The organism is Streptomyces sp. NRRL F-5123 (assembly GCF_000721495.1).
In the GTDB taxonomy this organism is placed as follows: Bacteria; Actinomycetota; Actinomycetes; order Streptomycetales; family Streptomycetaceae; genus Actinacidiphila.
This window is the reverse complement of the sequence record NZ_JOHY01000025.1, coordinates 70,590-89,296: the sequence shown is the minus strand read 5'-3', so window position 1 is coordinate 89,296 and position 18,707 is coordinate 70,590. Positions and strand designations below refer to the sequence as shown.

The 18,707-nt window shown below is 74.3% G+C and carries 16 protein-coding genes and 1 riboswitch; of the genes, 9 read left to right on the top strand and 7 right to left on the bottom strand.

Translation table 11 applies throughout. The features are described from left to right. Positions 1-322: 322 nt before the first annotated feature. Both gabT and IH54_RS47735 read left to right on the top strand, forming a co-directional pair. A complete protein-coding gene (gene gabT, locus IH54_RS0121215) occupies positions 323-1,657 on the top strand; it encodes a 4-aminobutyrate--2-oxoglutarate transaminase (protein WP_031519127.1) in 1,335 nt (444 codons plus the stop codon). A 593-nt stretch (positions 1,658-2,250) separates the two neighbouring features. After that, positions 2,251-2,868, top strand: coding sequence for a phosphatase PAP2 family protein (locus IH54_RS47735; RefSeq protein WP_267965216.1), 618 nt, complete (start codon positions 2,251-2,253; stop codon positions 2,866-2,868). Here IH54_RS47735 and IH54_RS0121205 read toward each other — a convergent pair. After that, complete coding sequence (locus IH54_RS0121205; RefSeq protein WP_031519123.1) at positions 2,827-4,341, bottom strand: CoA-acylating methylmalonate-semialdehyde dehydrogenase; 1,515 nt, start codon at positions 4,339-4,341, stop codon at positions 2,827-2,829. The two genes, IH54_RS47735 and IH54_RS0121205, sit on opposite strands and share 42 nt — an antisense overlap. A gap of 117 nt (positions 4,342-4,458) precedes the next feature. Beyond that, complete coding sequence (locus tag IH54_RS0121200; RefSeq protein WP_031519120.1) at positions 4,459-4,908, bottom strand: hypothetical protein; 450 nt, start codon at positions 4,906-4,908, stop codon at positions 4,459-4,461. Between the two features lie 381 nt (positions 4,909-5,289). Here IH54_RS0121200 and IH54_RS0121195 point away from each other — a divergent pair, with 381 nt between their 5' ends. Next, positions 5,290-6,324 carry an adenosine deaminase gene (locus tag IH54_RS0121195; protein ID WP_031519118.1) on the top strand — a complete coding sequence of 345 codons (1,035 nt, stop codon included), beginning with the start codon at positions 5,290-5,292 and terminating at the stop codon, positions 6,322-6,324. After that, positions 6,318-7,007: a glycerophosphodiester phosphodiesterase gene (locus IH54_RS0121190; protein ID WP_031519116.1), complete on the top strand. Its 690-nt coding sequence runs from the start codon at positions 6,318-6,320 to the stop codon at positions 7,005-7,007. The genes IH54_RS0121195 and IH54_RS0121190 overlap by 7 nt, the downstream gene beginning before the upstream one ends. Positions 7,008-7,012: 5 nt before the next feature. Here the strand turns inward: IH54_RS0121190 and IH54_RS0121185 are convergent, their stop codons facing one another. Beyond that, entirely contained in the window at positions 7,013-8,446 is a 1,434-nt protein-coding gene (locus tag IH54_RS0121185) for a gamma-aminobutyraldehyde dehydrogenase (RefSeq protein ID WP_031519114.1), read from the bottom strand. Between the two features lie 205 nt (positions 8,447-8,651). Here IH54_RS0121185 and IH54_RS0121180 point away from each other — a divergent pair, with 205 nt between their 5' ends. The 5 genes from IH54_RS0121180 (at position 8,652) to IH54_RS0121160 (ending at position 13,905) form a co-directional block, all read left to right on the top strand. Further along, positions 8,652-9,128: an Lrp/AsnC family transcriptional regulator gene (locus tag IH54_RS0121180; protein ID WP_052397701.1), complete on the top strand. Its 477-nt coding sequence runs from the start codon at positions 8,652-8,654 to the stop codon at positions 9,126-9,128. A 2-nt stretch (positions 9,129-9,130) separates the two neighbouring features. Next, positions 9,131-10,492, top strand: a complete 1,362-nt coding sequence (locus IH54_RS0121175) for an aspartate aminotransferase family protein (protein ID WP_031519110.1) — start codon at positions 9,131-9,133, stop codon at positions 10,490-10,492. 252 nt (positions 10,493-10,744) lie between these two features. Beyond that, positions 10,745-11,473: an ABC transporter ATP-binding protein gene (locus tag IH54_RS0121170; RefSeq protein WP_031519108.1), complete on the top strand. Its 729-nt coding sequence runs from the start codon at positions 10,745-10,747 to the stop codon at positions 11,471-11,473. A 160-nt stretch (positions 11,474-11,633) separates the two neighbouring features. After that, positions 11,634-12,755 (top strand): hypothetical protein, encoded by a 1,122-nt coding sequence (locus tag IH54_RS0121165; RefSeq protein ID WP_031519105.1) that lies wholly within the window; start codon positions 11,634-11,636, stop codon positions 12,753-12,755. A gap of 34 nt (positions 12,756-12,789) precedes the next feature. Beyond that, the gene (locus IH54_RS0121160; protein WP_031519102.1) at positions 12,790-13,905 is read left to right on the top strand and encodes an LOG family protein; all 1,116 of its coding nucleotides are present in this window, start codon (positions 12,790-12,792) and stop codon (positions 13,903-13,905) included. 31 nt (positions 13,906-13,936) lie between these two features. On the opposite strand, the gene IH54_RS0121155 is transcribed toward IH54_RS0121160, so the two are convergent. The 4 genes from IH54_RS0121155 to IH54_RS0121140 all read right to left on the bottom strand — a co-directional run bounded on the left by IH54_RS0121155 (position 13,937) and on the right by IH54_RS0121140 (position 18,583). Further along, the gene (locus tag IH54_RS0121155) at positions 13,937-14,416 is read right to left on the bottom strand and encodes a VOC family protein (protein ID WP_031519100.1); all 480 of its coding nucleotides are present in this window, start codon (positions 14,414-14,416) and stop codon (positions 13,937-13,939) included. A 146-nt stretch (positions 14,417-14,562) separates the two neighbouring features. Beyond that, a complete protein-coding gene (locus IH54_RS0121150; protein ID WP_031519098.1) occupies positions 14,563-15,591 on the bottom strand; it encodes an ABC transporter ATP-binding protein in 1,029 nt (342 codons plus the stop codon). Between the two features lie 177 nt (positions 15,592-15,768). Then, positions 15,769-17,391, bottom strand: a complete 1,623-nt coding sequence (locus IH54_RS0121145) for an ABC transporter permease (protein WP_420711791.1) — start codon at positions 17,389-17,391, stop codon at positions 15,769-15,771. Between the two features lie 85 nt (positions 17,392-17,476). Next, positions 17,477-18,583 (bottom strand): thiamine ABC transporter substrate-binding protein, encoded by a 1,107-nt coding sequence (locus IH54_RS0121140; RefSeq protein WP_031519093.1) that lies wholly within the window; start codon positions 18,581-18,583, stop codon positions 17,477-17,479. After that, positions 18,577-18,705, bottom strand: a riboswitch (TPP riboswitch). (Overlaps the previous gene by 7 nt.) Between the last annotated feature and the right edge of the window lie 2 nt (positions 18,706-18,707).

Sequence of the window (18,707 nt, the reverse complement as noted above, 5' to 3'; positions counted from 1 at the left end):
GGGTGGGAACGCGGGGGGTGGGGGTGGGGGTGGGGACGGCTTGCCGCCGGAGTGGCGCTGCCTGCCCTCGTAATCCATGGCCTCCATGGCGCGCCTGCCCCTCGTCGCCGCCCGATGCGCACAATGTAGTCGCACCGCTACGCCGGACGAAAGGATCTTGGCCGGATGCCACCCGCCCCGGGGCGCGCGGCACTGGCCGTTGCGGCGAAGACTCGCCGGGGAGTGTGACCGTTCGGCGTATGCGGGGGCGGGAAGGGGGAGCCTAGCCTCGCGGGAGGGTCCGGATGGGTCGCTGGTGAGGGAATCGAGGAGAGTGGGCGTCATGGGCGGATTGCCGCAGGAGCGCAGGCTGGTCACCGAGGTGCCGGGGCCGCGTTCGCGGGAGTTGCTGGGGCGGAAGTCGGCGGCGGTCGCCGACGGGGTGGGTGTGACGCTGCCGGTGTTCGTGACCCGGGCGGGCGGCGGCGTCGTCGAGGACGTGGACGGCAACCGGCTGATCGACTTCGGCTCGGGCATCGCCGTGACGTCGGTGGGCAACAGCGCGCCCGAGGTGGTGCGGCGGGCGTCCGCGCAGCTCGCGGAATTCACCCACACCTGCTTCATGATCACGCCCTACGAGGGCTACGTCGAGGTCGCCGAGCAGCTCAACGCGCTGACGCCGGGCGACCACGCCAAGAAGTCCGCGCTGTTCAACTCCGGCGCCGAGGCGGTGGAGAACGCGGTGAAGATCGCCCGCTCCTACACCAAGCGGCCCGCGGTCGTGGTCTTCGACCACGGCTACCACGGGCGCACCAACCTCACCATGGCGCTGACGGCGAAGAACATGCCGTACAAGGAGGGCTTCGGACCCTTCGCGCCCGAGGTCCACCGGGTGCCGCTGGCGTACGGCTACCGGTGGCTGACCGGGCCGGAGCACGCCGCCGAGGAGGCGGCCGCGCAGGCGATCGACGTCATCACCAAGCAGATCGGCGCGGAGCACGTCGCGGCGATCGTGATCGAACCGATCGCGGGCGAGGGCGGCTTCATCGTGCCGGCGCGCGGCTTCCTGCCCCGGATGGCGCAGTTCGCGAAGGACAACGGGATCGTCTTCGTGGCGGACGAGATCCAGACCGGCTTCTGCCGGACGGGGCAGTGGTTCGCGTGCGAGGACGAGGGCGTGGTGCCGGACCTCATCACGACCGCGAAGGGCATCGCGGGCGGGCTGCCCCTCGCCGCGGTGACCGGGCGCGCGGAGATCATGGACGCGGCGCACTCCGGCGGCCTGGGCGGCACCTACGGCGGCAACCCGGTGGCGTGCGCGGCGGCGCTCGGCGCGATCGCGACGATGAAGGAGCTGGACCTGCCGGCGAAGGCGCGGCGGATCGGCGAGGTGATGACGCCGCGGCTGCGCGCTCTGCAGGAGAAGTACCCGGCGATCGGCGAGGTGCGCGGGCGCGGTGCGATGATCGCCGTGGAGCTGGTGCGGCCGGGCACGAAGGAGCCCGACGCGGCCCTGACGGCGGCCGTGGCCAAGGCCTGCCACGCGGCCGGCCTGGTGGTGCTCACCTGCGGGACGTACGGGAACGTGCTGCGTTTCCTGCCGCCGCTGGTCATCGGGGAGGATCTGCTGGAGGAAGGCCTCGGCATCATCGAGGAGGCCTTCGCCGGGACGGTGTGAGCCGGGCGCGGACCGGGTCGTACAGGGACGCGGCCGGCGCCCGGAAAGTGACGTGAGCGGGGATGCGGGCCGGGTGCGAGGGCGCCGGGCGGGCGGATCCGGGCGGGAGGGCGCAGGTCGTGAAGAAGGTGTGCGGGCCTGATGGCGGAGGGGTGATCGGGCTGTCCGGCCCCTTCGCGGTGCCCTACCGTTTCTTGCGAACACCCCGCTCGAAACCGGCTCCGGTGGATCCGGTGAAAGGCGGCAACGGGTCGGCGATTCCCCATCGCCGGCACGGCAGTGCCCTCGCGCACGAAACCGCCGGGCTTGCAGATGGGCCCGGTGTACCTCGCCGATCGGTCGGCCGTTCGTCCCACACCCCCCGGGACGGGCGGTTCGGCGGTCGCCCTGGCCGCCCCGGAGCTCTCCCCCCTGTTCCGGGGCGGCTTTCTGCTGCCCCGAACACCCGGAGCTCGCCGGATGGCGGAAGCCCCCGCGGCACGGGCCCCCTCCGGACCGCCGCCCGCAGCCTCTACGCTCTCGCCGCGGTCTTCTGCACCGGTGCCGCCCTCTTCGCCGTCCTCACCGCGCAGGTGTCAGGCGGCGGCCGCCTGGTGGCGCGGGATTGGGCGGTGCTGGGCTGGTTCCAGCGCGCGGCGGCGGCGCATCCGACGCTGACCGGTCCCGCGCAGGTGCTCTCGGACGTCGGCAACGTTCAGGTGGCGGTGCCGCTGCTGCTCGCGGCCGTGGTGGCCGCGGGGGTGCGGGGGCGGCGCTCCGGGCTGCCGCTGTGGTGGCTGACCCCGCTGGCCGCGGTTCTCGCGATGGCCCTGGTGCCGCTGGTGGTGGGGCTGGTGAAGTCGGCGGTGGCGCGGCCCGCGCCGGGCAAGCTGCGGCTGGGGCCCGACGGCTACGCGGGCTTCTTCCCCTCCGGGCACACCGCGACCTCGTCGGTGGCGGTGGGGGGCGCGGCGCTGCTGGTGCTGCCGCCGGTCGGGCGGGCGGCGCTGCGCCGGGCCCTGTACGCGGCGGCGCTGCTGCTGGCCGCGGGGGTGGGCGCGGGGCTGGTGTGGCACGGCTACCACTGGCCGCTGGACGTGCTGGCGAGCTGGTGCCTGGCGGCGTCGCTGCTGTCGGTGGTGGCCGCTGCCGGGGTGGTGGCCCGGGCGGCGGCCGCGGGGGACGGGGGATCAGGTGTGGGTGGGGAATCCGAGGTTGATCCCGCCGTGTGAGGGGTCGGGCCAGCGCTGGGTGACGGCCTTGGTGCGGGTGAAGAAGCGCACGCCGTCCTCGCCGTAGGCGTGCGTGTCGCCGAAGAGCGAGGCCTTCCAGCCGCCGAAGGAGTAGTAGGCGACGGGCACCGGGATGGGCACGTTGATGCCGACCATGCCGACCTCGACCTCGTGCTGGAAGCGCCGGGCGGCGCCGCCGTCGCTGGTGAAGAGCGCGGTGCCGTTGCCGTACGGGTTGGCGTTGACCAGGGCGAGGCCCTCGTCGTACGAGGCGACGCGGACGACGCTGAGCACGGGGCCGAAGATCTCGTCGTCGTAGACCGGCATGCCGGGGCGGACGCGGTCGAAGAGGGTCGGGCCGAGCCAGAAGCCGCCGTCCGCGGCGGCGCCGGACAGCGGGTGCTTGCGGCCGTCGACGGCGAGTTCTGCGCCCGCGGCGACCCCGGCGTCCAGGTAGGAGGTGACGCGGTCGCGGTGGGCGCCGGTGACCAGCGGGCCCATGTGCGACTCGGGCTCGGAGCCCGGACCGACGGTGAGGCCGGCGATGCGCTGCTTGACCCTTTCGACCAGTCCGTCGCCGACCGGGTCGACGGCGACGAGCACGGAGACGGCCATGCACCGCTCCCCCGCGGCGCCGTAGCCGGCGTTGACGGCGGCGTCCGCGGCGAGGTCGAGGTCGGCGTCGGGCAGGACGAGCATGTGGTTCTTGGCGCCGCCGAGCGCCTGGACGCGCTTGCCGTGCCGGGTTGCGGTCTCGTAGACGTGCCGGGCGACCGGGGTGGAGCCGACGAAGGAGACGGCCTTCACGTCCGGGTGCTCCAGCAGCCGGTCGACGGCCTCGCGGTCGCCGTGGACGACGTTGAAGACGCCGTCCGGCAGCCCGGCCTCGCGCCACAGCTCCGCCAGCAGGTTCGCCGCCGACGGGTCCTTCTCGGAGGGTTTGACGACGACGGTGTTGCCCGCGGCGACGGCGAGCGGGAAGAACCACATCGGGACCATCGCGGGGAAGTTGAACGGCGAGACGACGGCGACCGGGCCGAGCGGCTGGCGCAGCGAGTAGACGTCGATCCCGGTGGAGGCCTGCTCGGTGTAGCCGCCCTTGAGCAGGTGCGGGATGCCGCACGCGTACTCCACGACCTCCAGGCCGCGGGCGATCTCGCCGAGCGCGTCGGCGTGGATCTTGCCGTGCTCGGCGACGACGACGGCGGCCAGTTCCTCGCGGCGGGCGTTGAGCAGCTCGCGGAAGGCGAAGAGCACCGCGCTGCGGCGGGCGACGGAGGCGTGCCGCCAGCCGGCGAAGGCGTCGAGCGCGGCGGCCACGGCCTCGTCGACGACCTCCGCCGCGGCGAAGTCGACCCGCCCGGTGACGGCGCCGGTTGCCGGGTCGTGGACGTCGCCGTGGCGGACGGCGGCGCCGGTCCAGGGGCGGCCGGCGATCCAGTGGGTGATGCGCTGCGGCTGTGTCACTGGCAGGCCCCTCTTCCGTCGTCGTCCCGCCAGTCTCGCCGCGCCGGGCGCCGCACCACAAGCACCACGCGGCGGGCGCGGCCGTACGGGTACGCGCCCGCGCCCGCTCCGCGGCTCCCGGGCTCAGCCGCCCGCGAGCTGCGCGGCCGCCTCGTGCATCGCGGCCTCCAGCACCTCGGGGTCGGTGAGGTGCCCGGTGCCGTCCGGCGGGACGAGCCAGCGCACCCCGCCGGTGGGGCGGCCGGGGTAGGGGACCACGATCCAGGCTCCGCTGCCGAGCCCTCGCACCCCGCCGGCCAGCCAGCGGTCGGTGGTGCCCGCGGGGACGAAGAAGCCGAGCCGCGTGTCGGCGAAGTCGGCGAGTACGGGTCCTGGCCGGCCGGCGAGGCCGGCCAGGACGTCCAGGGTGGGGTGGCCCAGCTCACCGCGCACGATCAGCACGTCCCACAGCCGCCCGGCGGGCAGCAGGACGACTCCCAGCGGGTTGTTCTCCCATTCCCGGCGGACGGCCGCCGGGTCGTGTGCCGCCGACACCAGCCACTCGACCGCGCTCCTCGCTCCGGCGCTGCCCATGCCCGCTCCTCCTTCTGCCGCGTGGCGCACATCCGTCACCGGAGGAGAGCGGGCGGGACGGCGGTTCTTACGCGGGTTCTCCTACCGACCGGTAGTGACGCGGCTCACACCCCGCCGGTCCGCCCTGCTCCAGGGAACCGGTCCGGACGGACCGGTGGAGGCCTGGTGGACCATCGGCGCCACGAAGAAGACCAGCAGCCGGCCGACCCCGGCGAGCAGCAGCTACGGCGGTTCGGTTACGCGGCGGCGACCGCGGGGAAGCCCTCTCCCCCGTTTCCCACCTGCGCTTTCACCGGCGGGCCGCACGCGGTGCGGGAACGGCGTTCTACGATGAGGCGGCACCGCAGCCGGTGCCCGCCACCCGCTCCCAGGAGGATCCGCATGCCCGACAGCGCCGCCGCAGGCGGGCTCGACACCTTCATCGCCGGGCTGCCGAAGGCCGAACTGCACGTCCACCACGTGGGGTCCGCGTCGCCGCGGATCGTGGCGGAGCTGGCCGCGCGGCACCGGGACTCGGCGGTGCCGGCCGACCCGGAGGCGCTCGCCGACTACTTCAGCTTCCGGGACTTCGCGCACTTCATCCAGGTCTACCTGTCGGTCGTCGACCTCATCCGGGACGCCGAGGACGTACGGCTGCTCACCTTCGAGGTGGCGCGGGACATGGCGCGGCAGAACGTGCGCTACGCCGAGCTGACGGTGACCCCGTACAGCTCGACCCGGCGCGGCATCCCGGACCGGGAGTTCATGGCGGCGATCGAGGACGCGCGCAAGGCCGCCGAGGCGGAGCTCGGGGTGACGCTGCGCTGGTGCTTCGACATCCCGGGCGAGGCGGGGCTGGCCTCCGCCGAGGAGACCGCGCGGATGGCCGTGGACCTGCGGCCCGACGGTCTGGTGTCCTTCGGCCTGGGCGGGCCCGAGATAGGGGTGCCGCGCCCGCAGTTCAAGCCGTACTTCGACCGGGCCCGGGCCGCCGGGCTGCACAGCGTGCCGCACGCCGGGGAGACCACGGGCCCGGAGACGGTGTGGGACGCGCTGCGCGAGCTGGGCGCCGAGCGGATCGGACACGGCACGAGCGCGGCGGGCGACCCGCGGCTGCTGGAGCACCTGGCCGAGCACCGGATCCCGCTGGAGGTCTGCCCGACCTCCAACATCGCCACCCGCGCGGTCGCCACCCTCGACGAGCACCCGATACGGCAGATGGTCGCGGCGGGCGTCCTGGTCACCGTCAACAGCGACGACCCGCCCATGTTCGGCACCGACCTCAACACCGAGTACGCGGTGGCCGCCCGGCTGCTGGAGCTGGACCACCGCGGTGTCGCGGCGCTGGCGAAGAACGCCGTGGAGGCGTCCTTCCTCGACGCGCCCGGCAAGGCGCGGATCACCGCCGAGATCGACGCGTACACCGCGGCATGGTGACGGCCGTCGCCCACCGCGGCGATCCGTACGAACACCGCGAGAACACCCTGCCGTCGGTGCGCTCGGCGCTGCTCAAGGGCGCGGACGCGGTGGAGGTGGACGTGCGGCTGACGCGCGACGGGGTGCCGGTGCTGCTGCACGACCGGTCGCTGGACCGGCTCTGGGGCCACCCGCGGGAGGTCGACGCGCTCACGCTCGACCAGGTCGCGGACGCCACCCGCGGCGGCGTGCCGACGCTCGGGGCCGCGCTGGCCGAGCTGGACCGGCACGCGCGCGGCCGGATGCTGCTGGACCTGACCGAGACCGCGCAGGTTCCGCCTACGCTGGCGGCGGTCCGGGCGGCGGGCGCGGGCGAGCGCGTCTACTACTGCGGCGGGCTTTCGGCGATGCGCGCGGTGCGGGCCGCGGACCCGGCCGCCGAGATCGCGCTGACCTGGAAGACCTCGGCCCGGCCCGCGGACGCACTGCTCGAGGCGGTGGCTCCGCGCTGGCTGAACCTGCGCTTCGGGCTGGTCAACGCGGCCACGATGGGCTTCGCGCGCGAGCGCGGCCTGCTGGTGGCGGCGTGGACGGCGGACTGGCCGCCCTCGATGCGCCGGCTGCTGGCGCTCGGGGCCGACTCGATCACCACCAACCGGCTCGCGTCGCTGCAGCGGCTCGTCGCCCGCCGCGCCCGCGCCTGAGGGGCTCAGTCCAGGGACGTCATCACGTGCTTGACGCGCGTGTAGTCCTCGAAGCCGTACGCCGAAAGGTCCTTGCCGTAGCCGGACTTCTTGAAGCCGCCGTGCGGCATCTCGGCGACCAGCGGGATGTGGGTGTTGATCCACACGCAGCCGAAGTCCAGCCGCCGCGACATCCGCATGGCGCGCGCGTGGTCGCGGGTCCACACCGAGGAGGCGAGCGCGTACTCCACGCCGTTGGCCCACTCGACGGCCTGGTCCTCGTCGGTGAAGGACTGCACGGTGATGACCGGGCCGAAGACCTCGTGCCGGACGATCTCGTCGTCCTGCCGCAGGCCCGAGACGACGGTGGGCGCGAAGTAGTACCCGACCTCGCCGACCCGGAAGCCGCCCGTCTCGACCTTGGCGTGCGCGGGCAGCCGGTCGATGAAGCCGCTGACCCGCTCCAGCTGGCCGGCGTTGTTGAGCGGGCCGTACAGCACGTCCTCGTCCGTCGGCAGGCCGGTCTTCGTCTCGGCGGCGGCCTTGGCGAGCGCGGCGGTGAACTCCTGGTGGATCGACTCGTGCACCAGCACGCGGGTCGCGGCGGTGCAGTCCTGGCCCGCGTTGAAGTAGCCGGCCACCGCGATGTCCTGGACGGCGCGCGGGATGTCGACGTCCTCGAAGACCACCACCGGGGCCTTGCCGCCCAGTTCGAGGTGGACACGCTTGAGGTCGCGGGCGGCGGAGCCGGCCACCTCCATGCCGGCGCGGACCGAGCCGGTGATGGACGCCATCGCCGGGACACGGTGCTCGACCATGAGCCGGCCGGTGTCGCGGTCGCCGCAGACGACGTTGAAGACGCCCTTCGGCAGGAACTCCGCCATGATCCCGGCGAGCAGCACCGTGGAGGCGGGTGTGGTGTCGGAGGGCTTGAGCACCACGGTGTTGCCCGCGGCGATGGCCGGGGCGAACTTCCACACCGCCATCATCATCGGGTAGTTCCACGGCGCGACCTGCGCGCACACCCCGATCGGCTCGCGCCGCACGAAGGACGTCATTCCCTCCATGTACTCGCCCGCGGAGCGGCCCTCCAGCATGCGGGCGGCGCCGGCGAAGAAGCGGATCTGGTCGACCATGGGCGGGATCTCCTCGCTCATGGTCAGCCCGACGGGCTTGCCGGTGTTCTCGCTCTCGGCCTCGACCAGCTCGGCGGCGCGGGCCTCGACCGCGTCGGCGATCCGCAGCAGCGCCTTCTGCCGGTCGGAGGGCGTCGTGTCGCGCCAGCCGGGGAAGGCGGCGGCCGCGGCCGCCATCGCCGCATCGACGTCGGCGGCGCCCGACAGCGGCGCGGTGGCGTAGACGTCACCGGTCGCCGGGTTGACCACCTGCGTGGTGCGGCCGTCCGCGGCGGCGCGGAACTCTCCGTCGATGTGGTTGCGCAGAGTGCGGAGTTCGGTCACGGCGTTTGCTCCCTGGTCGTCCGGATCGTGCTGCTGTGTCGGGTGTCCACAGACTGAGACAGTACCCAGCCTAGCCCGACGGCTGCGGGATCCGACATACCCGCCTCCCGACAACGACCGAATCAGTGAATCTCCGCCTGCAAGACTGCGTATTTCATCGGTTTCGGCTTGCAGGACCGTCAAAGTCTCCTGCACAGTGGGCCGGGTGGCCACACGTGACACGAACGGCGCGCGACCCGCCCTCGACGCGGTGTCGAAGGCGATCATCGGACAGCTCCAGGAGGACGGCCGCCGCCCCTACGCGGCGATCGGCAAGGCCGTGGGCCTGTCCGAGGCGGCGGTGCGGCAGCGCGTGCAGAAGCTGCTCGACCAGGGCGTGATGCAGATCGTCGCGGTGACCGACCCGCTCACCGTCGGCTTCCGGCGGCAGGCGATGGTCGGCATAACCGTGGACGGTGACGTCGAAGCGGTCGCCGGCGCCCTGGCCGGGCTGGACGAGGTGGAGTACGTGGTGGTGACCGCGGGCTCCTTCGACCTGCTCGCCGAGCTCGTCGCCGAGGACGACGACCACCTGCTGGAGCTGATCAACAAGCGGATCCGCGCGCTGCCCGGCGTGCGGTCCACCGAGAGCTTCGTCTACCTGGGGCTCCGGAAGCAGACCTACTCCTGGGGAACGCGATAGCCATGAGCGCACGCACGCCGGCCACGGCGTACGACCACCTGTGGATGCACTTCACCCGGATGGGGGACTACGCGGACACGCCCGTGCCGGTCATCGTGCGCGGCGAGGGCGCGTACATCCACGACGACCGCGGCAAGCGCTACATCGACGGGCTCAGCGGGCTGTTCGTGGTCAACGCCGGCCACGGGCGGCGCGAGCTCGCCGAGACCGCCGCCCGGCAGGCGGCGGAGCTGGCGTACTTCCCCATCTGGGGCTACGCGCACCCCCGGGCGGTGGAGCTGGCCGAGCGGCTGGCCCACCTCGCGCCCGGCGACCTGGACAAGGTCTTCTTCACCACCGGCGGCGGCGAGGCCGTCGAGACGGCGTGGAAGCTGGCGAAGCAATACCACAAGCTCACCGGCAACCCGGGAAGGTACAAGGTGATCTCGCGGGCCGTCGCGTACCACGGCACCCCGCACGGCGCGCTGTCCATCACCGGCCTGCCCGCGCTCAAGGCGCCGTTCGAACCGCTCGTGCCGGGCGCGTTCAGGGTGCCCAACACGAACATCTACCGGGCACCCGTGCACGGCGACGACCCCGAGGCCTTCGGCCGCTGGGCCGCCGACCGGATCGAGGAGCAGATCCTCTTCGAGGGCCCCGACACGGTGGCGGCGGTCTTCCTGGAGCCGGTGCAGAACGCCGGCGGCTGCTTCCCGCCGCCGCCCGGCTACTTCCCGCGGGTGCGGGAGATCTGCGACCGGCACGGCGTACTGCTCGTCTCCGACGAGGTGATCTGCGCCTTCGGGCGGCTCGGCACGACCTTCGGCTGCGAGCGGTACGGCTATGTGCCGGACATGATCACCTGTGCCAAGGGCATGACGTCCGGCTACTCGCCGATCGGCGCCTGCATCGTCTCCGACCGGGTGGCCGAGCCCTTCCACCGCGGCGGCGAGGCCTTCCTGCACGGCTACACGTTCGGCGGCCATCCGGTCTCCGCCGCGGTCGCGCTCGCCAACCTCGACCTGCTCGACCGCGAGGGCCTGAACCGGCGCGTACGGGACCACGAGGCGGACTTCCGCGCCACCCTCGACCGGCTGCGCGACCTGCCCGTCGTCGGCGACGTGCGCGGCAGCGGCTACTTCCACGGCATCGAACTGGTCAAGGACAAGGCCACCAAGGAGACCTTCACGCCGGAGGAGACCGAGCGCGTCCTCTACGGCTTCCTGTCCCGCGAGCTGTTCGCGAACGGCCTCTACTGCCGCGCCGACGACCGCGGCGACCCGGTGATCCAGCTCGCCCCGCCGCTCGTCGCCGGGCAGCAGCTCTTCGACGAGATCGAGGCCATCCTGCGGGACGTCCTGACGCGGGCCTGGGCGAAGCTCTGACGCCTGCCGCGGGCGGGCCCGGCCACCCGCGGCCGACGGCCCCGGACCGGCCCCGGCTCCCCCGCGGGCCCCGCCGCCGACCGGCCCCGACAGCGCTCACCCGAACGGACGGATCGGCGACCTCCGCCGCCGCGCCTGCGGTCCGACCGCCCACCGGCTGCCTACGGTGCCGGGGAGTGACCGCCCACCCCGGCGCCCGCGGCGCACCGGCGCCCTCCGCCGCCGGGGGACGACGACCCGCGGAGGAACGGCATGGTGGCCCCGCCCGACAACGACGTGCTCTTCGCCCGCTCGCTGCGCCACTCCCTCCGGGGCTCACCGGCCCTGCTCGGCGTCTCGGTCGGCGTCCGCGAGGGGGAGATCCTCGGTGTGGTCGGGCCGCGCGGCTCCGGCAAGACGACGCTGCTGCGCTGCCTGTCCGGTCAGATCGTGCCGGACGAGGGCGAGGTGTGGTTCAACAGCGGGCCCGTGCACACCCTCCCCGAGGCGGCGCGCGACCTGCTGCGCCGCGAGCGCTTCGGCTGGGTCGGCAGCGAGCCCGCGCTGCTGCCGGAGCTGACGGCGTGGGAGAACGCGGCGCTGCCGCTGCTGATGCGCGGCGTACGGCCGCGGGCGGCGCGCGCCGAGGCGCAGGACTGGCTGGACCGGCTGGACATCGGCGGCGCCGCGCGCCGCCACCCCGGGGCGCTGCTCCTCCCCGAGCAGCAGCGGGTCGCGGTGGCCCGAGCCCTGGTCGGATCGCCCGCGGTGGTCTTCGCCGACGACCCGGCCGCGCCGCTGCACCACTCCGACCGCGCCCAGGTGCTGCGCACCCTTGCCAGCGCGGCCCGCTCGCACGGGATGACGGTCGTCCTGGCGGGCTCCGCCCCGGAGACCGCCGGCTACACCGACCGCGCCGTCACGCTGCGCGACGGCCATATGGACTCCCCCGTGCACGCCCCGGACCACGGCACCCCCGACCCTGCCCCGGCGCACGCATGACCCCCGCCGGCACCCGGACTCTCCGCCCCGCGGCACCCGAGAGCGCGGTCCGCGAAAACCGAGCGGGCGTGACGCCTTCGCCACGGCGGAGTGAGGACCCTGCGCGGCTGCGCGCGCGTGGCGCGGTATCGACCTTGCGGACCGGACGGGAGGCGGCGGCGTGCTGAGCTGGCGAGTGGTGCGGGGCGCGCGGATCGGGGCGCTCGGGCGGTGGCTGACGGTGGTGGCCGCGTCGGGCGGCACGGGACTGCTGCTGCTGTCGGCGCTCGGCTGGGCGCTGGGGCACCAGCGGCCCGGCGCGAGTGCCGGGGTGCGGCTGGTGTGGTGCGTGCTGCCCGCCGCGGCAGCCGTGCTGCTCGCGGCCACCGCGGGGCGGGCGCAGCCGCTGCGCTGGCCGGGCAGCGGGCTCGCCGCGGTGGGGCTGGGCCGGCGGGCGACGGTGCTGGTCGGCGCCGGGAGCGCGGCGCTGGCGTGCGCGGCCGGCAGCGGGCTCGCCCTGCTGGGCTTCCTCTACCTGCGCGGTGACCTCGGCGGCGTGCCGTACTCCGGTTCGGTCTCGGAGGTGCTGGGCGCGGGACACCGGCTGCCCGCGGCGGGCGTGGTGACGCTCCTGGCGGTGGTGCCGCTGGGCGCCGCGGCGGCCGTCGCCGCCCGGCTGTGGCAGCCGCCGGCGCCGAAACCGGGCGCCGGGCCCGCGGGGCTGCCGTGGGGCGTGGCGCTGACCGCGGTGGGGCTCGCGGTGCAGGTGAGCGCGCCGCGCGGGGACGCGCTGCCACTGCCCAGCGGACTGGGCGCGGTGTCGGCGGCGACGGTGGCGGGCTGGGTCGTCGCCTCGGCCGGGATGGTGCTGACGGGCCCGGGCCTGGTGCACCTGTGCGGACAGCTGCTCGCGCTGCACCGGCCGGGCGCGCTGCGGCTGCTGGCAGGGCGGGCCCTCCAGCAGGAGTCCCGCCGGATCGGCCGGCCGCTGGGACTGCTGTGCGCGACGGCGACGGCGGCGCTCGCGGTCTACGACCTGCAGCACGGCTCGGGCCACCGGCTGGGGCCGCTGACGACCTTCGCCGCGGCCCTCATCGGGCTGTGCGTGCTGGCGGTCGCGGGCACCGCGCTCGCGGAGGCGGCCGGCGCGCGCGCCCGGTCGACGACGGCGCTGCGCGAGATCGGCGCGCCGCCTGCGCTGCTGCGCGGCGCGGCGGCGCTGCGCACGGGCGTGGTACTGGCCGTCGCGGTGCCGCTGACGGCAGTGGTCGCGGCCTTCGCGACCGTTCCGGCGACGCGGTGACGGCGTGAGGGGCCCGGCGGGCTATCGTGCCGCCATGTCCGCCGAGACCGCTCCCCCGCCCGCCCGTGAGATCGAGACGCTCGAGGAGTTCGACAGGGTCGCGCTGACCGGGTCGTTCGCCGGATACCGCGTCCAGGCCGTCGATCTGACGGACCGTACCTTCGCCCTGCTGGTGGCCGACACCACGCAGGCGGTCTTCCTCGGCTGCCTGATGGAGCCGCAGGCGCTCGCGCACGTACGGGCCGGCGGGGCGCTGGTCTTCCCGCCGGTCCCGCACCTGCCCTTCGACCCCTACCGGGCCACGCTCTACAGCCCCACCGAGCTGTACGCCGACCTGGCGGCCGCCGGCTACGAGCACACGCCGGACGCCCGCGCGTACGACTGGTACCGGCAGAGCGCGGCGGGCGGCGACCTACTGGCGTCGATGCTGCGCTCGATCCACGACGACGCGGTGACCGACGCCCTCGACGAGCACCTGGCCGGGGCCCGGGTGGTGGGCGTCATGGGCGGCCACGCGATGAAGCGCGGCACGGACGCCTACGCGGGCGCCGCCCGGCTCGGCCGCGACCTGGCCCGCGCGGGCCTGACCGTGGCGACCGGCGGCGGCCCCGGCGCGATGGAGGCGGCGAACCTCGGCGCGTACGCCGCCCCGCAGCAGGACGTGATGCTCGGCAAGGCGCTGTCGGTGCTCGGCAGCGCCCCGTCCTTCCGGCCGTCGGTCGGCGAGTGGGCCGCGACCGCCTTCGAGGTGCGCGAGCGCTGGCCGGAGGGCGGCACCTCGCTGGGCGTGCCGACGTGGTTCTACGGGCACGAGCCGCCGAATGCCTTCGCGTCGCACATCGCGAAGTTCTTCGCCAACTCCGTCCGCGAGGACACCCTGCTCGCCCGCTGCAACTCCGGCGTGGTCTTCCTGCCGGGCGCGGCGGGCACCGTGCAGGAGATCTTCGACGCCGCGACCCCCAACTACTACTCCGCGCGCGGCGAGCCGACGCCCATGGTGCTGGTGGACCGGGCGCACTGGACCACCGAGCTGCCCGCGTGGCCGCTGCTCAGCGCGCTGGCCCGCGACCACGCGATGGCCTGGCGCATCGCGCTGGTCGACTCGGTGACCGAGGTGCCGGACGCGCTGGTGCGGCTCGCGGAGAAGTGAGCCGGGGCGGGGGCAGGGGACGGCGGGGCACTCAGACCGCGTCGGCAGCCGCCTCCAGCTCGGACACCACCAGCTTCTTCATTCCGAGCATGGCCTTCACGGCGGCCTGGGACCTGTTCTGGTCCGGGTCGTTGATCAGCTCGTTGAGCCGGGTGGGCACGATCTGCCAGGACACGCCGTAGGGGTCCTTGAGCCAGCCGCAGGGGCCCTCCTCGCCGCCGCCCGCGGTCAGCGCGGACCACAGCCGGTCGACCTCCTCCTGCGAGTCGCAGTCGACGCTGAGCGACATCGCCTCGTTGAAGGTGAACTCCGGCCCGCCGTTGAGCGCGAGGAAGCGCTGCCCGGCCAGCTCGAACTCGACGATCATCACGCTGCCCGGCGTCCCGGGACCCACCTCGCCGTAGTGCTGCACCTTGACCACGCGGGAGTTGTCGAAGAGCGAGGTGTAGAGGGCCACGGCCTCCTCGGCCTGGTCGTCGTACCAGAGGAACGTCGTGATCTTCTGCTGCATGGCGGGCTCCGTTCTCGTCCGTGTCCGGCGGTCTGTCCGCGGGGCGCTCGTGCGCCTCCAGCAGATAGGACGGTCCGGGCCGGCGAAACTCATCGGTGCCCATTCGTGTGCTTCTCCGGCCCGTGGCGAGAAGGGGCGCGGGCCGCTCAGCCGGGCAGGACGACGACGTCCTCCGGGTCGAAGGTCACGCCGACGGCCGCGCCCTCGGCCGGGGCGTCACGCAGCGCGCACTCCGCCTCCAGCTCGGGGCCGCGCTCGGGCCGCAGCGTCACGGCCACGTGGCCGCCGCGGAAGGTGCGGGCGGCCACCGTGCAGCGCAGCGCGCCCGCCGCGTCCGGGGCGACCAGGCGCACTCCGGTGGGCCGGACGAGCAGTCGGCAGGGGCCGTCCGGGGTGCCGGGCGGCACGGGCAGCCCGCCCCAGCCGGTGGTGGCCGCCGAGCCGCCGGTCACGACGGCGTCGGTGACGGCGTCGAAGCCCAGGAAGCGGGCGACGAACTCGTCCACCGGGTGCTGCCAGACCTCGAGCGGGGTGCCGGTCTGGGCGATCCGGCCGTCGCGCATGACCACCACGCGGTCGGCGAGCGCGAAGGCCTCACCCTGGTCGTGGGTGACGGCCAGCACGGTGGTGCCCAGCCGGCCGAAGAGCTGCCGCAGCTCCACGACCAGGCGCTCGCGCAGCGAGCGGTCGAGCTGGCCGAGCGGCTCGTCGAGCATGAGCAGCCGCGGTTCCGGCGCCAGGGCGCGGGCGAGGGCGACCCGCTGCTGCTCGCCGCCGGACAGCTCCGCGACGCCGCGGGACTGCGCGCCGGGCAGGCCGACCAGGTCGAGCAGCTCGGCGACGCGCTGCTCGCGCCGGTCGCGCGGCGCCTTGTGCATGCGCGGGCCGAAGCCGACGTTGCCGCCGACGTCCCGCTGCGGGAAGAGCTGGTGGTCCTGGAACATCAGCCCGACGCCGCGCCGGTGCGGCGGCACTCCGCGCTGGTCGGCGCCGTCCAGCAGCACCCGTCCTGAGGCGAGGTCCTGCAGCCCGGCGACCACCCGCAGCAGGGTGGACTTGCCGCTGCCGCTGGGCCCCAGCACGCAGACGATCTCGTGCTCGGCGATCTCCAGGTCGACCCCGTCCAGCGCGGTCCGCTGCCCGAAGCGCACGGTCGCGGCGTCCAGCCGCAGCAGGGCGCCGCCCGTGAGCGAGGGGCCCGCGGCACCGGACGGCCCGGCAATGTGCCGCGGCTCGGCAATATGTCCCGGCTCGGCAATGTGCGGGGCGCCGGCAGCGTGCGACGTCCCGGCGGGAGGTGCGGGACGTGCGGGACCGGGGGTACGTGTCGGATCGGCGGTCGTCATCGCGGGTCACAGCTCCCCGGCGCTCGTGGGGCGGAATCGTTCCAGCACCAGCAGGCCGGCGGCGCAGACCACCATCAGCACGGTGCTCAGGGCCATGGCCTGGCCGTAGTTCATGGGCCCGGCGCGGCCCAGCAGGCGGGCGACGGCGACCGGCAGGGTGGGGTCGTCGGGCCGGGCGATGAAGACGGTGGCGCCGAATTCGCCGAGCGAGACGGCGAAGGCGAACCCCGCGGCAACGGCCACGGCACGGGAGACCAGCGGCAGTTCCACCTCGCGCCACACCCGCCAGGGCGAGGCGCCCAGCACCGCCGCGGCCTCCCGCAGCCGGGTGTCGACGGCCCGCAGCACCGGCAGCATCACCCGGACGACGAAGGGCGCGCCCACCAGCGCCTGCGCGAGCGGCACCAGCAGCCAGGAGTCCCGCAGGTCCAGCGGCGGCTTGTCCAGGGCGATGAGGAAACCGAAGCCGATCGTGACGGCGGAGGTGCCGAGCGGCAGCATCAGCAGTGCGTCGAAGCCGCGCATCAGCCGCCCTGACCTGCGCACCAGCGCAGCCGCCGCGAGACCGCCGATCACCAGGGCGATGACGGTGGCCAGCGCCGCGAAGCGCAGCGAATTGCCGACGGTCTGCCAGGGGGCGACGCTGAAGGTGCCGCCGTCGTCCGACCCGAGGGCGCGGTAGAAGGCCAGGCCGTAGCCGCCGGGGGTGTCGAAGGAGCGGGCGGCGAGCACGCCGAGCGGCAGCAGGATGACCAGGGCGACGACCGCGAGGACGGCGCCGAGCAGGGTGCGTTCGGCCGCGCCGCTCGGCCGGTGCGCGGTGCGCGCGGGGTCCACCAGCTTCAGCGCCGACTCGCTCCGCCGTACCGTCCAGCCGTGCAGGGCGAGGATGGCCAGCACCGCGGCGAACTGCAGCAGGGTCAGCACGGCCGCCGCCGGCAGGTCGAAGATCTCGGCGGTCTGCCGGTAGATCTCCACCTCCAGGGTGGAGTACAGCGGCCCGCCGAGGATCTGGATGACGCCGAAGGAGGTGAAGGTGAAGAGGTACACCATGAGCGCGGCCGCGGCCACCGACGGGCCGAGGGCGGGCAGCGTCACGCTGCGCCAGGCGGCGAGGCGGCCCGCGCCGAGCATCCGGGCGGCCTCCTCCTGCGCGGGGTCCAGCTGCGCCCACAGTCCGCCGACGGTGCGGACCACGACGGCGAAGTTGAAGAAGACGTGCGCGACGAGGATCGCCCACACCCCGGTGTCGAGCCGCACCCCGAGGAGCGAGTCGGTGAAGCCGCCGCGGCCGAGCAGCGCCAGGAAGGCCGAGCCCGCGACGACGGTCGGCAGCACGAAGGGCACTGTCACGACCGCGCGCAGCAGCCGCCGCCCGGGGAAGTCCAGCCGCGCGAAGACGTACGCGGCAGGCAGCCCCACCAGCAGCGTCAGCCCGGTCGAGGCGGCGGCCTGCCAGCAGGTGAACCACAGCACGTGCCGGATCCCGGGGTCGCCCAGCACGTCGCCGAACCGGCCCAGGTGCCAGGCGCCGCCCTGGTGCAGCCCCCGGCCGACGATCGCCGCCACCGGGTAGCCGAAGAAGACCGCGAAGAAGAGCAGCGGCGGCGCCGTCAGAGCGGCGCGCACCGCCAGGGCGCGGCCCCGCGAGCCGCCGGCGCCGTCGCGCCGCGCACCGCGCGGAGGTGCGGTCCGCAGCGTGCTCACGTCACGCTCACTTCAGGACGATCCCGTTCCACGCCTGGACCCACTCGTCGCGCTTGGCGGCGATCGTGTCGGGCGCCAGCGTGGCGGGGTGCTCAACCTTGGCGCCGTACTTGACGAAGACCGGCGGCTCGACGGCGTCGCCGCGCACCGGGTCGACGTACATCTGGAGCGGCATGTCCTGCTGGAAGGTCTTGCCGAGCATGAAGTCGATGAGGGCCTTGCCGCCCGCGGGGTTCTTCGCGCCGTGCAGCAGGCCGGCGAACTCGATCTGCCGGAAGCACGTGCCGGTCGAAACGCCGACGGGCGACTGTGCGGGCGCGGGGCTGACGCCGACGACCTCGGCGGGCGGGCTGGAGGCGTAGGAGACCACCAGCGGCCGGTCGCCCTTGGCCTGCTTGCCCGCGGACGAACCGGAGAAGCGGTCGTTGTAGGCCTGCTCCCAGCTGTCGACGACCTCGACGCCGTTGGCCTTGAGCTGCTTCCAGTAGTCCTGCCACGCCGTGTCGCCGTACGTGGCCGCGCTGCCCAGCAGGAAGGCCAGGCCGGGCGAGGACGTCGAGACGTTCTCGGTGACCAGCAGGTTCTTGTACGCGGGCTTGACCAGGTCGGCGAAGGTCTGCGGCGGGGCCAGGTGGTGGGCGGTGAAGTAAGCCCGGTCGTAGTTGACGCAGACGTCGCCGGAGTCGATCGGCGTGACGCGGTGCTGCGCGGCGTCCAGCTGCAGGTCGGCCGCGACCTGCCCGAGGTCCTTGGCCGCGTAGGGCGAGAACAGGCCGTTGTCGAGCGCCCGGGACAGCAGGGTGTTGTCGACCCCGAAGAAGACGTCGCCGCGCGGGTGGTCCTTGGTGAGGACGGCCTGGTTGACGGCCGCGCCCGCGTCGCCGCCGCGCAGCACCTTGACGGTGTAGCCGGTCTCCTTGGTGAATTCCGCGAGGACGGACTTCGAGGCCGCGAACGAGTCGTGGCTGACGAGCGTGACGGTCTTGGATCCGGAACCGGAGCCCGCCGCCTTGCCGCCGTCGCCGCCGGAGTCGCTGCCGCACGCGGCCAGGACGGACGCTGCCGCGCCCGCGGCGACGAGCGCGCCCACGGCACGCCGAGCGGTGGTCTTCATCTGTGCTGACTCCCTACGCCGGTATGACCCGGATCAGGTGGGAGGGTCTGCGGCCTGAGATCCTTCGCCGGATCCCTCGCCGCACTCTCAGCGCCGTCGCAGGCGCTCCCCTGTCGGAATGTTC

Coding starts and splice junctions, on each gene's coding strand:
- IH54_RS0121160 (WP_031519102.1), top strand. CDS start 12,790: ATGTCCGCCGAGACCGCTCCCCCGCCCGCCCGTGAGATCGAGACGCTC.
- IH54_RS0121190 (WP_031519116.1), top strand. CDS start 6,318: ATGGTGACGGCCGTCGCCCACCGCGGCGATCCGTACGAACACCGCGAG.
- IH54_RS0121170 (WP_031519108.1), top strand. CDS start 10,745: ATGGTGGCCCCGCCCGACAACGACGTGCTCTTCGCCCGCTCGCTGCGC.
- IH54_RS0121155 (WP_031519100.1), bottom strand. CDS start 14,416: ATGCAGCAGAAGATCACGACGTTCCTCTGGTACGACGACCAGGCCGAG.
- IH54_RS0121175 (WP_031519110.1), top strand. CDS start 9,131: ATGAGCGCACGCACGCCGGCCACGGCGTACGACCACCTGTGGATGCAC.
- IH54_RS0121140 (WP_031519093.1), bottom strand. CDS start 18,583: ATGAAGACCACCGCTCGGCGTGCCGTGGGCGCGCTCGTCGCCGCGGGC.
- IH54_RS0121195 (WP_031519118.1), top strand. CDS start 5,290: ATGCCCGACAGCGCCGCCGCAGGCGGGCTCGACACCTTCATCGCCGGG.
- gabT (WP_031519127.1), top strand. CDS start 323: ATGGGCGGATTGCCGCAGGAGCGCAGGCTGGTCACCGAGGTGCCGGGG.
- IH54_RS0121200 (WP_031519120.1), bottom strand. CDS start 4,908: ATGGGCAGCGCCGGAGCGAGGAGCGCGGTCGAGTGGCTGGTGTCGGCG.